Source organism: Frankiales bacterium (assembly GCA_016125335.1).
Lineage (GTDB): Bacteria > Actinomycetota > Actinomycetes > S36-B12 > CAIYMF01 > Longivirga.
Genome location: WGLY01000007.1, coordinates 22,658 through 36,455 on the forward strand (window position 1 = coordinate 22,658; position 13,798 = coordinate 36,455).

Below are 13,798 nucleotides of genomic sequence, written 5' to 3' on the forward strand. Positions count from 1 at the left end.
TCACGGGCGCGGGCCGCCCTGCGCCGGGTCGGCCGGTCGCTCCTCGTGCGCCCCACGGCGGTGCAGCGGGGGCAGGGGACGCTCCATCGCCCGGCGGAAGCGGTCCATGTCCTCCATGCCCTGCTCGGCGTCGGCCGGCTTGCGCTCACGGTTGCGCCAGGCGAACCAGATCACCGCGAGGACGGTCGCCGCCAGCGGGATGAGCAGCCAGCGCAGGACCTCCATGGGGGTCAGCCTACGAGCCGCGTGCCGCTCCGGCGGTACGGAGCCCGGCGCGGGCGGCGGCGTCAGCGCGAGCGGGCCCGGCGGGCGGCGCGCACGAAGGCCGCGGCGCCGAGCACCGCCACCGTCGCGCCGGCGGCCGAGGCGCCCGCCACGGTGGCGTCGCGCCGGCCGATGCGCCGTCCGGCCAGGGCGTGCTCGCCGCTCACCTGCTCGAGCACCACGCGCAGGCACTGGCGGTTGTCGTACGCCGCCTCCCAGCCGGCCGCGCGCAGGGCCGCCGAGGGCACCACCAGCGGGTGCATCACGTAGGCCAGCTCGCTGGCCGGGGCCGGGGTCACCCCCACCCGGTGCAGCCGCTCCGCGGTGGCCAGCGCCAGCGAGGCGGGCACCTCCACGCGCTTCATCCCCGACTCGTCCTCGAGCGACTGCTGGTCGAGGTAGCCGTCGCTGGCCGCGGTGACGGCGCCGTCCACCCGGCCCAGCGCCGCGACGTGCAGCGCGGAGGCGAGGTCGTCCACGTGGCAGAACTGCCACGTGGGCGAGGTGTCCTTCATGACGAGCAGGCGCGGCGCGGCGAAGTGCCGCGTGACCAGGGTGTCGACGCCGGGACCCACGAGCGCGGCCGGCCGCACGACCACCACCGACAGGCCCGGGTGGACGCGGCGCGCGTCCTCGGCCACGCGCTCCATCTCGAGCAGGTCGGCATGGATGCCCTCGGGCACCGCGCGCAGCGGCGCGTCCTCGGGCAGGGGCACGGGGTTGTCCGGGAGCGCGCCGTAGACCGAGGCGCTGGTGACGAGCACCACCCGCTTGACCCCGGCCGCGGCCGCCGCGGTGACGACGGTCTGGGTGCCGCGCACGTTGAGCGCGGTGCGGGTGGCCGTCGGCGCGTCCAGCGACCAGTCGACGGCGAGGTGCACGACGGCGTCGCAGCCGGAGAGCCGGCCGGCGAGCACGGGGTCGCGCACGTCGATGACCCGCCAGGTGGCGCCGTCGGCGTCGCCACGGCGCACGTCGAGGGCGACGACCTTCGCGACGTCGTCGGCCGCGAGCAGCCGGCGCACCAGCACGTCGCCGATCGCGCCGGCGGCCCCGGTGACGGCGACGACCGCCCCTCCCCGGCGGCTGCCCGACGACCGGGTGCGGCGAGCTGTGGCCTTGCGCGGGGCCGCCGGGCCACCCTGGGCGGGCACGGCGCCGGCGGCGACGTCCGAGGAAGCGTCGTCCGAGGTGGCGGCCTCGACGGCCGGGGCGCCAACCGGGTCGGCGTGCGGCGGCTTCGTCGAGCGACGTCCCCGTCCCGCGTTCGCCGCCGGCGTACCGCCGGAGCCGTCCGAGGACGTCACGGGCGCCCGCCCGTGGTTACCGTGGACGACGTGACCGTGCGCATGCGCTCATTGTCCCCCACCGCCGCGGGCGGCGGGGCGAGTACGGACGTCCCGGCGACGCATGCCCCGCACGGCGAAGGAGCGGCGCGATGAGCGGCAACCTCCCGTTCGGCTTCACCCCTGGGGACGGCGACGACGAGCCCGGCGGCCCGGTGAACCCGTTCGGCGCCGGCGGCTTCGACCCGTCGTCGATGGACATGGCCCAGTTCGGCGCGGCCCTCCAGCAGCTCGGCCAGATGCTCCAGTCCGGCGGCGGCGACGGCTCCGCGGTCAACTGGAACCTGGCCCGCGACACCGCGCGCGGCCTGGTGGCCCAGCAGGGCGACCCGTCGGTGTCGGCGACCGAGCGGCGCGAGGTGGAGCAGGCGCTCGACCTCGCGACGCTGTGGCTCGACCCGGTCACCTCGTTCCCGGCCACCGCGTCCGGCGGCGGCGCGTGGAGCCGCAGCGAGTGGATCGAGGGCACCCTGCCGTCGTGGCGGCGGATCGTCGAGCCAGTGGCCGAGAAGGTCACCGCGTCGATGAGCGCCAGCCTCGGCACGGGCGGCGGCCTGCCGGAGGGCGTGCCCCCGGAGATGGCGCAGATGGTCGGGCCGCTGCTCGGGATGGCGCGCCAGATGGGCGCGATGATGTTCGGCGCGCAGCTCGGCCAGGGCCTGGGCACGCTGGCCGGCGAGGTGCTCGGCGCCGCGGACGTCGGCATCCCGCTCACCGAGGACGGCCGCGCGGCGCTGCTGCCGCGCAACGTGGCGGCCTTCGGCGAGGGGCTCGGCGTCGACCAGGAGCAGGTGCGCCTCTACCTAGCCCTGCGCGAGGCGGCCTCGCAGCGGCTCTTCGCCCACGTGCCCTGGCTGCGCTCGCAGCTGACCGCGGCGGTCGAGGCGTACGCCGCCGGCATCCACGTCGACCAGGAGCGGATCGCGGAGGCGGCCCGGGGCATCGACCCGTCCAACCCCGAGGCGATGCAGGAGATCCTCGCCTCGGGCGTGTTCGTGCCCGAGGACACCCCCGAGCAGAAGGCGGCCCTGGCCCGGCTGGAGACGCTCCTCGCGCTCGTCGAGGGCTGGGTCGACGACGTCGTCACGCAGGCGGCGTCCGGCCGGCTGCCCTCGGCCGGCGCGCTGCGCGAGACCATGCGCCGCCGTCGCGCCACCGGTGGCCCGGCCGAGCGCACGTTCGCCACGCTCGTGGGCCTCGAGCTGCGCCCGCGGCGGCTGCGCGAGGCAGCCACCCTGTGGTCGGCGGTGCGCGAGGAGCGCGGCGCCGACGCCCGCGACGAGCTGTGGGGCCACCCGGACCTGCTGCCCCACGTCGAGGACCTCGACGGCGACGAGGCCATCGCGGCGTTCGTGCGCCGCACCGCCCCGCTCGACCTCTCGGCGCTCGAGGGGCTCCCCGAGGCTCCGGGCGCGCCCGAGGACGCGAGCTCGCCGGAGCAGGACGGCCCGGACGCGCCCGGGGACGGCGGCGGCTCCCCCGCGTGAGCACGACCGGGACCGCCGGCGGCGACGCGCCCGACGCCGGGTCCGGCGTCGGGTCCGGCGTCGCGGGCGCCGACCGCCTGCACGCCGACGCCGAGCACGTGCTCCGCACGTGGGCCGCGCCGGACGCGGCGCAGGAGAGCCTGCGCCGCGAGTACCTGGACTTCCTGGCCCGGCACGCCGACGCGCCCTACCGCTCCTGCGTGCCCGGGCACCTGACCGCCAGCGCGCTCGTCGTCTCGCCGGCGCGCGACCGCGTGCTGCTCACCCTGCACGCCAAGATCGGCCGCTGGCTCCAGATGGGCGGGCACTGCGAGCCCGACGACGCCGGCCTGCACGCCGCGGCGGCGCGCGAGGCGCGCGAGGAGAGCGGCATCGAGGGGCTCGTGCTCGGCGCCGAGCCGGTGCGCCTGGACCGCCACCGGGTGGGCTGCCACGGCGGCTCGTGGCACCTCGACGTGCAGTACGTCGCCGTCGCGCCACCCGGGGCCGTCCACGTGATCAGCGAGGAGTCGCTCGACCTGCGGTGGTGGCCGGTGGACGCGCTGCCCGAGCTCGCCGACGACGCCCTGGAGCGCCTCGTGGCCGCCGCCACCGCCCAGCGCTGAGTACCCGCCCGCTGCCGAGAACCTCACGCAGCAGGAGGCGTCAGAAGAGCGGCTCGGCTCCGCCGGAGGAGTCCGCGGCCGGACGGCGCCGGCGCAGCGCGGCCGCCGGCTCCGGCGCCGCAGCGGGGCCGGCGCCGACCGTCGGCGCACCGTCGGCCACCTGGACGGGGCGCTCGGCGGCGGGATCCGCCGCCTCCGGCTCGCCGTCCGGCGTCTCGGCGAGGTCGAGGCCGTGGCTGGTGGCGTGGTCGACCCCGGCCAGGAACGCCCGCGCCTCGAGCAGCCGCGGGTAGCGGGTCATCCACGCCTCGAACTGCGGGCCGTGCCCGGGCACGAGCAGGTGCACGAGCTCGTGCAGGAGCACGTAGTCGACGACGTGCTCGGGCATCGCGGCGAGGCGGTCGGAGAGGCGGATCGCGGCGTCGGCCGGGGTGCACGAGCCCCAGCGGCGGTTCTGGTTGCCCACCCAGCGCACCGATCGCGGCACCGCGCGGCCCTCGAGGTGGCGGCGCGAGAGGTCCTCGGCCCGGCGCATCAGCTCGGCGTCGCTGCCCCGCACGCGGCGCTCGCGGGAGCGCAGCCGCTCGACGAGCTCCTCGACGTAGGCGGGGATGTCCGCGCGCGCCATCCGCTGGGGCACCACGACGATCGTGCGCCCGCCCTCGCGGTAGGCGGTCACGCTGCGCCGCCGGCGGGTGCTGCGGCGCACCTCGACGTCGGGCGGCAGGCCGGGGAGGTCGACGACGGTCTGGCTCATCGGGGACGACGCTAGCCCGGGGCCCCGACAGGGTGCGTGAGCGCGCCCGGGGCACGCCGCGAACCGCTCGGGTGCACGGGAATTTCGTGTCCACACCCGGTGGACACGGAACCCGCAGGTCGCGCGGCTCCGGCCGGTGCGCGGCCGGCGTCGTCCCCAGCGTCGTCCACCCTGCGTCCACAGCGACGCGCCATGCGGTCCCCACCCTGTCCCCAGGGACGTCCACAGGGCGAGGCCCGCCCGCGTTGACCGGAGTTCCGTCGCGGGCCTAGGTTCCTCCTTCGACGGAGCCCTTGGGAGAACGGGCCGGTGTTCGCAAGGGGAAGGCGAACAGCGGCTGCGAGACCCGAGGGCTCCTGTCGTTCCCGGCACCGGGTCAGCCGCGACCGGTGAGCCTCGTCGCCAGGTCCACGACGGCGGCAGCCACCGCGTCCGGGTCCACCACCGCGTGCAGGTGCCCGCCGGTCAGCCGGGCCACCGGGCGGCCCTCGGCCCGCGCCCGCGCCTCGTCCTCGTCGTAGGCCTCCGACAGGCGCAGGTACGCCGTGGGGAGCGTCCGCCAGGAGTCCGGGACGGGGAAGCGCTGCTCGTAGTAGTCGAGCGGGAGCCGCGGCTGGTCGGCCACGACCGTCGCCCTCGCGCGGGGGTCCGGGAGGAGCCCGGCCACCTCCTCGTCCGGCCACCAGGAGGTCCACACGGGGAGCCGCCCGGACGGATCGGCCAGCGTGCGCAGCAGCTCGAGCAGCGGGACCGGCGCCGCGGGGGACGGGCCCGGGTCGGCCGGGGTCGCCGCGTCGACGAGCACCGCGCCGGACACCGGCCGGGGCGAGCCCGCGGCCACGGCGGGCAGCAGCAGGCCGGCGTTGCTGTGGGCGACGAGCACCACCGGGCCGGGGGCGTCGAGCTGACCCATCGCATCCGCCGCGGTGGACACGACGGCGGGCCAGTAGGGCGGCCCGGCCTGCGCCACGTGGCGCAGGTCCGGCACCACGCAGTCGTGCCCGGCCCGCAGCAGGCGCTCCGCGACCGGGCGCCACGTGCTCGGCCCCACCACCGGGCTGTGCAGGAGCACGAACGCGTGGGCCATGCCCCATCGTGACGCACCCGTCGTCCGGCCGGGACGACCCGGTCCTGGCCCGGACGACGGGTCGCCGCGACGCCGCCCGGTCGCGCGCCGCACCTGCGAGACTGCGGCGTGCCGTCGACCCGCTCGCCCGTGCGCGGGCTGGTGGACGCCTGCCACCCCGGCCCGACCGTCACCGTCACGCTGGCGGTGACCGCCCTCGCCGCCGCCTTCGGGCGGGAGCCGGCCGGCCTGGCGCTCGTCGCGGCCGCGACGCTCGCCGGCCAGCTGTCGGTGGGCTGGTGCAACGACGCCCACGACGCCGACCGCGACCTGCGTGCGGGCCGCTCGGAGAAGCCCACCGTGCGCGGGGACGTGACGGCGTCGGCGCTCTGGCGCGCGGCCGCGCTGGCGGCGGCGGCCTGCCTGGTGCTCTCCTACCTCGCCGCCGGACCCGTCGGGGGCACCGCGCACGTGCTCGCCGTCGCCTCGGCCTGGCTGTACAACCTCGTGCTCAAGACCACGGTGCTCTCCCCGCTGCCCTACGCGGTGTCCTTCGGGCTCGTGCCGGCGTACGTCACCTACGGGCTGACGCCCTCGCAGCCGCCGCCCGCATGGCTCACGCTCACCGGGGTGCTGCTCGGCGTCGCGGCGCACCTGGCCAACGCGATCCCCGACGTCGAGGCCGATCGCGCGGTGGAGGCCGGCGGGCTGGTGGCCGCGGTCGGGGTGCGCCGCGCCACCTGGGCGACCCTCGGCCTGCTCGTGCTCGCCGTCGCCCTGCTCGTCGCCCAGCTCAGCCTCGCGGCCGGGGCGGCGGCCGCGATCGGGCTGGCCGCCGCCGGCGGCGGGCTGGTGGTCGCCGTCACCGGGCGCGGTCGGGCGCTGTTCCGCTACGTGATGGCGCTGGCGCTGGGGTGCGTGGCGCTGCTGCTGCTCGCCGCCCGCAGCACCCGGTGAGGGCTGGTGCGTGCTGCCGCGCGAGGGGTTCGCGCGTGCGTGGAGGCCCCACGCGACGTGAGCACCGTCACGCGGCGACCTGCCCGGGCCCCCGCGGACGCGTCGAACGAGCACTGTTTGTCCTGATTTGCACTTGTTCGACCTCGTTCGGCCGCGGCGGGGCGGTGCGCGCCTGCGCGGTTCCCCGCGTGCTCGGGCGTAGGGTCGAGCCAGCCCAGGCCACCTTGGTGGCCCGTGCTCGCCGCGCGCCCGGGCCCCCCCGTCGGGAGCTCGGCGACCGGGGCGGCACGCATCCACACCAGGAGGAGGACCCCATGGCGGACGAGAGCTACACCGGCGAGGCGTACTGCGTGAAGTGCAAGGAGAAGCGCGAGTTCACCGGCACCGTCGTCGAGAAGAACGGACGTCGCATGGCGCAGGGCATCTGCCCCGTCTGCAACACGAAGGTCAACCGGATCCTCGGCAAGGCCTGATCGTTCCTCGCTCGTCCGGAGCCCCGCCCGCGCGCCGTCGCGGGCGGGGCTCCGTCGTCGGCGGCCCCGTCCCGCCCCCTGCCCCGGCGCGCGTCCCTAGGGTGACCGCGTGACCGAGACCCCCGTCGGCGACGCCGACCAGCACGGCCGCCCCTCCCCCGGTGCCGCCGATCCCGTCCCGGGAGTGCTGGCGGCGGTGGACGCCGGCCTGCCCGCCGCCCTCGACCTGCTCGAGCGCCTCGTGGCGATCCCCAGCGTGGGCGGCAGCCCCGCCGAGGTCGAGGTGCAGCGCGTGCTCGCGGACGTGCTGCACGAGGACGGCTTCGACGTCGCCCTGTGGCCGCTCGACCTCCCGGGGCTGGTCGAGGACCCGGCCTTCCCGGGCATGGAGGTGGCCCGCAGCGAGGCGCTCGGCCTCGTGGCCACGCTGCCCGGGCACGCCCCGGACCTCGGCCGCTCGCTGCTCGTCGACGGGCACACCGACGTCGTCCCGCCCGGCGACCTGGGCGCCTGGACCGGCGACCCCTGGACGCTGCGGCGGGTCGAGCGCGACGGGCGCGCCGCGTTGGTCGGCCGGGGCGTGTGCGACATGAAGGGCGGGCTGGTCGCCGCGATCGCGGCGGCCCGCGCCGTGCGGGCCCTCGGCGTCCGGCTGGCCGGCGACCTCACCGTGGCGCCGGTCGTGGGCGAGGAGGACGGTGGCCTCGGCACGTTCGCCCTGGTGCGGCGCGGGGTCACCGCGAGCGCGTGCGTCGTGCCCGAGCCCACCGACCTCGACCTCGTGCCCGCCAACGCCGGCGCGCTGACCTTCCGGCTGCTCGTCCCGGGGCTCGCGGTGCACGCCTCACGGCGCACCGAGGGCGTCAGCGCGATCGACGGCTTCGTCCACGTGCGGGCCGCGCTCGCCGAGCTGGAGGCCCGGCGCAACCGCGACGTCGACCCGCTCGTGGGCCGCTGGCCGCTGGCCTACCCGCTCTCGATCGGCACGGTCCACGCCGGCGACTGGGCGAGCACCGTGCCGGACCTGCTCGTGGCCGAGGGGCGCCTCGGGGTCGCCCTCGACGAGGACCCGGCGACCGCCCGCGCCGAGCTCGAGGACTGCGTCGCGCAGGCCTGCGCGACCGACCCCTTCCTGCGCGAGCACCCGGTGACGGTGCAGTGGTGGGGCGGGCAGTTCGCGTCCGGGCGCTCGCAGGCCGGCGAGCTGCTCGCGGGCCTGCGCCGGGCGCACGCGCTCGCCGCCCCCGGACGCCGTCCGCAGGAGGAGTACGGCGCCCCCTACGGCAGCGACCTGCGCCTGCTCGCCCCGCACCTGCCCACCGTGCAGTACGGCCCGGGCGACACCCGCGACGCCCACGCCCCGGACGAGAGCATCCTGGTGGACGACCTGCGCACGGCGACCCGGGCTCTGGCCGTCCTCTACCTCGAGCACTGCGGCGTCGTCTGAGCCAGCGGGCCGCGGCCGTGCCCCGGCCCCTCCACCGACGGCGCCGACCACGGTGCGCGCCCGGGGCTGTGGACCGCTCCGGCGCTCCACAGCGCGCTGCCCCGAGGGTGCGCGCATGAGCCGACACCTGCCCCTCACCCGTCCCGGCCGGCCCGTGCTGCGCCGGGGCCGCGACGCCGTGCAGATCGGCGTCGACCCGCAGCGCGCCGTGCGGGTCGACCGCCTCAGCGACGACGCCGGCACGGCGCTCATGCACCTCGACGGCGTGACGGGGCGCCACGAGCTGCTGCGCCTCGCGCCCGAGATCGCGCCCGCCCTCGACGAGCTGCACGACCTCGGCGTGCTCGACGACGACCCCGGGCCGGCCGGCGGCCTGTCGCTGGTGCGCCGCGAGCGCTACGGCCCGGACCTCGCCGGCCTCGCCCTCACCACGTCCAGCACCCGGGAGGCGGCCCGGCGGCTGGAGCGCCGGCACCGCGCCACCGTGGCCGTGCGCGGCAACGACCGCGCCGCCGCCCACGTCGCGCTGGGCCTGGCCGCCGCGGGCGTCGGCGCCGTCGTGCTCGAGGGGCCGGACCGGGAGACCACCCTGGCCGACCTCACCCCCGTCGGCCCGTTCGAGCCGCACGCCTCGTGGCGCGACGAGGTGGCCGAGGCCCTGCGCCGCCAGGGCGCGCGCCCCACCGCCGTCGGCGGCCGCGACCGTCGTCCCGCCCTCACCGTGGTGTGCTCCGCGGCCGACTCCGACCTGCCGTGGACCGACCCCGAGCTCGCCGACGACCTCCTCGGCGACGGGGTCGCCCACCTCGCGGTCGCGGTCAGTGGCGACGCCGCCCGGGTGGGTCCCCTCGTGCTGCCGGGGAGCGGGCCGTGCCTGTGGTGCCTCGAGCACCGTGCCCGCGACGCCGACCCCGCGTGGCCCGCGATCGCCGACCAGCTGCGGCTGCGCCACCCGAGGGCGCGGGCCCAGGGCGGTCCGCTGGCCGTCGCGGCGGGCGCGCTCGCCGTCGCCCAGGCCCTCGTGGTGGTGGACACGCCGGGCGGTCCGGCACCGGTGACGGCGTCCGCGACGCTCGAGCTGAGGGCGCCCGAGTGCCTGCCGGACGTCCGCCCGGCGCAGCGCCACCCGGTGTGCGGGTGCGGGTGGGCGGGGGGCACCGTCACAATGGTCGGGTGACCGACCTCCCCCGCCGCGCCGTGACCCGGGGAGCGCGTCTCGCGGCGCTCCCCCTGGGCTACGCCGGACGCACCGCACTGGGCTTCGGCAAGAAGGTCGGGGGCAAGCCCGCGGAGGCCGTCGCCACCGAGATCCAGCAGCGCACCGCCGAGCAGGTGTTCAAGACCCTGGGCGAGCTCAAGGGCGGGGCGATGAAGTTCGGCCAGGCCATGAGCATCTTCGAGGTGGCGCTGCCGGAGGAGCTGCTCGAGCCCTACCGGGCGACCCTCACCCGCCTCCAGGACGCCGCCCCGCCGATGCCCGCCGACACCGTGCACCGCTGCCTGGTCGAGGCCCTCGGCGACGACTGGCGCGAGCGGTTCTCCGAGTTCGACGACGAGCCGGCGGCGGCGGCGTCCATCGGCCAGGTGCACCGCGCGGTGTGGCACGACGGCCGCGAGGTCGCGGTGAAGATCCAGTACCCCGGCGCCGGCAAGGCGCTCATGGGCGACCTCGCGACGGTGTCGCGGATGGCCCGGATGTTCGCCTCGATGTCGCCCGGCATGGACATCAAGCCGCTGCTCGCCGAGCTCAAGGCCCGGGCCGCGGAGGAGCTCGACTACCTCACCGAGTCGCAGTCGCAGCGCCAGTTCGCCGCCGCCTACGAGGGCGACGACGAGTTCGTCGTCCCGCACGTGCTCGCCGCCGCGCCGACGGTCGTCGTGTCGGAGTGGCTCGACGGCTACCCGCTCTCGCGGGTGATCGCGGAGGGCACCCGCGAGGAACGCGACCACTACGGCACGCTCTACCTGCGCTTCCTCATGTCCGGGCCGCTGCGCGCCGGGCTCCTGCACGCCGACCCGCACCCGGGCAACTACCGCGTGCTGCCCGACGGCCGCCTCGGCATCCTCGACTTCGGCGCCGTGGCCCGACTCCCGGAAGGGCCGCCGCCGGCGATGGGCCAGCTGCTGCGCATCGCCACCCTCGGCGACGCCGAGGCGATCGTGGAGGGCCTGCGCGAGGAGGGCTTCATCAAGCCCGGCGTCGAGGTCGACGCGGAGACGTTCTTCGCCGCCCTCTCGCCGTTCGCCGAGCCGGCGACCCACGAGTACTTCCACTTCAGCCGCGAGTGGATGCGCAGCCACTTCACCCGGCTCTCGGACCCGCGCAACCCCGACTTCTCCGTCGGGTTCAAGATCAACCTGCCGCCGCAGTACATGCTCATCCACCGGGTCTGGCTCGGCGGGATCAGCGTGCTCTCGCAGATGGACGCCACCGTGCCCATGCGCGGCGAGCTCGAGCGCTGGCTGCCGTCGTTCACCGCCGGCCCGGCCTGACCGCGGGCCGCTCCGTCGGGCCGATCGTGGTCGCCGGCGCGTCGGTGCCTGCTGGCATGCTGCGCGGGTGACGACGTCCCGCCCGGGCCTGCACCGGGTCCCCGCGTGGACCCTGGCCGTCACGGCCATGCTTTCGGTGCAGCTCGGCGCCGCCCTGTCCACCCGGCTGTTCGACGTCGTCGGCCCGGCGGGCACGGCCTGGCTGCGCCTCGCCGCGGGGGCGGTGATCTTCCTCGCGCTCGTCCGCCCCGACCTGCGCGCGCTGCGTCCCGCCACCCTGCCGGTGCCCGTGGCCCTCGGGGTGGTCACCGGCGTGACGACCGTCGCCTTCCTCTCGGCCATCGACCGCATCCCGCTCGGCACGGCCGTGGCCGTGGAGTTCCTCGGCCCGCTCGGCGTCGCCGTGGCGCGCAGCCGCGACCGCCGCTCGCTGCTGTGGCCGGTGCTCGCGCTCGCGGGCGTGCTGCTGCTCACCCGCCCGTGGACCGGTGAGGTCGACGTCGCGGGGCTGCTGCTCGCGGCACTGGCGGCCTGCGGCTGGGCGGCGTACATCCTGCTCACCCAGGTGGTCGGCGACCGCTACGCCGGCATCGACGGGCTCGCGCTCACGATCCCCGTCGCGGCGCTGGTGGCCACCGTCGTGGGGCTCCCGCAGGCGGCCGGCCACATCGACGGCCTCGTCGTGCTCCAGTCCTTCGGCCTCGCCCTGCTGCTGCCCGTGATCCCCTACGCCCTGGAGATGCTGGCCCTGCGGCGACTCACCACCGCGGCGTTCGGCACGCTGATGTCGCTCGAGCCCGCCTTCGGGGTGCTGGTGGGCGCCGTGGTGCTGGCCCAGCACCCGTCGGCGGCGCAGGCCGTCGGCGTGGCCCTCGTGGTGGTCGCCGGCATCGGCGCGGAGCGCACCGGGCACCGCGAGGCGCCCGTGCCCGAGCTCGTGGTGCCGCCCGGCGTCGCCTGACGCCGGGTCCCACCGGGCGCAGTGGCCGACCGGCTCACCAGTCCTCGGCGTCCAGCTTGCCCTCGATCGCGCGCAGGTTGTCGCGGGCGCACGCCGGGCAGTAGCGCAGGTCGCGCCCACGCTCGTGGGAGGCCACCCACTGCAGCGCGGCCATGCCGCTCTGCTCGTCGGCGTCCGCGTCGAGCGTCGCGCCGCACCGCGCGCAGATCAGCACCGTCATCGCGTCACACCCCACCCAAGTAGAGGAAGCCGGGGCCCTCGTCGCGCCAGGGCACGCCGAGGGGGTCCAGCGCCGCCCGCAGCGCCGGGGCCCAGGAGCCCGCCGCCGGGGGCTCGGCGGTCTCGAACCCATGGTCGGCCGTCAGCAGGAACACCGTCTCGTCGAGGACGCCGACCCGCTCGAGGTGGTCGAGCAGCACCCCGAGCCGCCGGTCGCAGTCGCGCAGCGCGTCGAGGGCGATCGGCGAGCGCGGTCCGCCGGCGTGGTGCCCGGCGTCGGTCGTGTACTGCGACCACCAGGTCACCGCGGGGAACTCGGCCGGGTCGGCCGCCGAGAACAGCCCCACGACCGTGGACAGGCCGAGCACGTCGATCCCCGAGTAGAAGGCGTAGTCGTCGTCCTCCCCGCACCGCGCGTGCGTGACGAGCTCGGAGGCGAGCGGGTCGGGCAGCAGGGCGCGCACCGCGGTGACGAAGTCCCGCGAGTCGCTGCTGCCCGCCTCGCCCGGGTCGACCGCCTCGCCGCTGGCCAGCGCGGCACGCACGAGGGCGAAGGTGGAGGCCCAGGCCCCCCGCTCGGTCATCTCGTTGACGCTCGCGGTGCGCACCCCGGGCCGGGCCGCCGCCACCGCCTCGAACAGCGTCGTGACGCCCTCGCGGTAGAGCTCCGAGGTCAGGTGCCAGGTGGCGGGGTCGTTGGGCACCACGCGGCGGCCCTGCTCGCGGTCCCAGTACACGTTGCCGACGACGCCGTGCCGGCCCGGGCCGACGCCGGTGAGCATGCTCGTGTGGTTGACCAGGGTGAGGCTCGGGAACTCGGCCACCGCCCCGCCGGCCAGCGCGCAGCCGCGCTCGAGCAGCCGGGCGACGGCGGGCAGCTCCCCGGCCGCGGCGAGGTCGAGCATCGAGCCGGGGTGCCCGCCGTCCCAGAGCAGGCCGATGACGTAGGTGGCGCCGCGGGTGACCAGGTCCGAGCGCACGACGCCGTCGAGACTGGCGAGGTGCTCGAGGTCCACCCCGGCGAGCCACGCCAGGGTCGGCATGACGTCGACGAGCCGGGCGTGGTCGGCCACCACCCCGCGCTCGCGGACGCCGGCCCCCGAGACCAGGAACGGGGCGCGGGACTGGACGACGTCGAGGGAGCCGTGCTCACCGCGGTGGCCGCCCTCGTCGGGGAACCAGTGCCGCGGGGTGTGCACCACCGCGAGGTCCGGGCTGCGCGGGTCGGTGAAGAACGACTGGAGCCGCGGCCAGGGCAGCGGGTAGGCGTTGGAGTCGTGCTGCGGAGAGGGGTCCGCGACCTCCGCGGCGTAGGGCAGGAAGGCCAGCGGGTCGGTGCTGGGCAGCGGATGGCGGCCCTCGAGCAGGCGGCCCTCCGGATGGTCGGCGTCGAGCAGGGCGCGGCCGGCGTGGTCGGCGACCACCACGGCGAGCGGGCGCCCGTCCGGCTCGCGCCCGGCGGCGGGGTCCGGCCACGCGACGAGGTCGACGATCTCGGCGAGATCGCGGGCGGTCAGCGCGGCGACCGCGGCGTCGAGGGCGGCGCGTACCGGGTCGGGATCGACGTCGGACGCGACGTCGGGGCCGGTGCCGGGGTCGACGTCGGCGTCCGGGTCGGCGGGGAGCTCGTCGGCGGCCACGGCCCGATCCTGCCGCAGCGACCGGCCCCGGACACGACGACGGGCGGGTGACCCTCGAGGTGGGTCACCCGCCCGTCGTGCTC

At 77.3% G+C, this 13,798-nt stretch carries 13 protein-coding genes; 7 read left to right on the plus strand and 6 right to left on the minus strand.

Annotation, left to right across the window (positions count from 1 at the left end; all coding sequences use genetic code 11):
* Nucleotides 1-225, minus strand: coding sequence for a hypothetical protein (locus tag GC157_04845; GenBank protein MBI1376797.1), 225 nt, complete (start codon nt 223-225; stop codon nt 1-3).
* A 62-nt stretch (nt 226-287) separates the two neighbouring features.
* Nucleotides 288-1,418, minus strand: a complete 1,131-nt coding sequence (locus tag GC157_04850) for an NAD-dependent epimerase/dehydratase family protein (protein ID MBI1376798.1) — start codon at nt 1,416-1,418, stop codon at nt 288-290.
* Nucleotides 1,419-1,702: 284 nt separating this feature from the next.
* Here GC157_04850 and GC157_04855 point away from each other — a divergent pair, with 284 nt between their 5' ends.
* Both GC157_04855 and GC157_04860 read left to right on the plus strand, forming a co-directional pair.
* Nucleotides 1,703-3,097, plus strand: coding sequence for a hydrolase (locus tag GC157_04855; GenBank protein MBI1376799.1), 1,395 nt, complete (start codon nt 1,703-1,705; stop codon nt 3,095-3,097).
* Between the two features lie 77 nt (nt 3,098-3,174).
* Nucleotides 3,175-3,702, plus strand: coding sequence for an NUDIX domain-containing protein (locus GC157_04860; GenBank protein ID MBI1376800.1), 528 nt, complete (start codon nt 3,175-3,177; stop codon nt 3,700-3,702).
* A gap of 40 nt (nt 3,703-3,742) precedes the next feature.
* Here GC157_04860 and GC157_04865 read toward each other — a convergent pair whose 3' ends face one another.
* Nucleotides 3,743-4,459 (minus strand): DUF45 domain-containing protein, encoded by a 717-nt coding sequence (locus GC157_04865; protein MBI1376801.1) that lies wholly within the window; start codon nt 4,457-4,459, stop codon nt 3,743-3,745.
* Between the two features lie 376 nt (nt 4,460-4,835).
* A complete protein-coding gene (locus tag GC157_04870) occupies nt 4,836-5,546 on the minus strand; it encodes an alpha/beta fold hydrolase (protein MBI1376802.1) in 711 nt (236 codons plus the stop codon).
* A gap of 93 nt (nt 5,547-5,639) precedes the next feature.
* On the opposite strand from GC157_04870, the gene GC157_04875 reads away from it, so the two are divergent.
* The 5 genes from GC157_04875 (at nt 5,640) to GC157_04895 (ending at nt 11,856) form a co-directional block, all read left to right on the plus strand.
* Entirely contained in the window at nt 5,640-6,482 is an 843-nt protein-coding gene (locus GC157_04875; protein ID MBI1376803.1) for a hypothetical protein, read from the plus strand.
* Nucleotides 6,483-7,139: 657 nt separating this feature from the next.
* The gene (locus GC157_04880; GenBank protein MBI1376804.1) at nt 7,140-8,402 is read left to right on the plus strand and encodes an ArgE/DapE family deacylase; all 1,263 of its coding nucleotides are present in this window, start codon (nt 7,140-7,142) and stop codon (nt 8,400-8,402) included.
* Nucleotides 8,403-8,517: 115 nt separating this feature from the next.
* Nucleotides 8,518-9,579, plus strand: coding sequence for a hypothetical protein (locus tag GC157_04885; protein ID MBI1376805.1), 1,062 nt, complete (start codon nt 8,518-8,520; stop codon nt 9,577-9,579).
* A complete protein-coding gene (locus GC157_04890; protein MBI1376806.1) occupies nt 9,576-10,895 on the plus strand; it encodes an AarF/ABC1/UbiB kinase family protein in 1,320 nt (439 codons plus the stop codon). The genes GC157_04885 and GC157_04890 overlap by 4 nt, the downstream gene beginning before the upstream one ends.
* 127 nt (nt 10,896-11,022) lie before the next feature.
* Nucleotides 11,023-11,856, plus strand: a complete 834-nt coding sequence (locus tag GC157_04895; GenBank protein ID MBI1376807.1) for an EamA family transporter — start codon at nt 11,023-11,025, stop codon at nt 11,854-11,856.
* Between the two features lie 34 nt (nt 11,857-11,890).
* Here the strand turns inward: GC157_04895 and GC157_04900 are convergent, their stop codons facing one another.
* Together GC157_04900 and GC157_04905 are read right to left on the minus strand one after the other, a co-directional pair.
* Nucleotides 11,891-12,076 carry a hypothetical protein gene (locus GC157_04900; protein ID MBI1376808.1) on the minus strand — a complete coding sequence of 62 codons (186 nt, stop codon included), beginning with the start codon at nt 12,074-12,076 and terminating at the stop codon, nt 11,891-11,893.
* 4 nt (nt 12,077-12,080) lie between these two features.
* A complete protein-coding gene (locus GC157_04905; protein ID MBI1376809.1) occupies nt 12,081-13,715 on the minus strand; it encodes a nucleotide pyrophosphatase in 1,635 nt (544 codons plus the stop codon).
* Between the last annotated feature and the right edge of the window lie 83 nt (nt 13,716-13,798).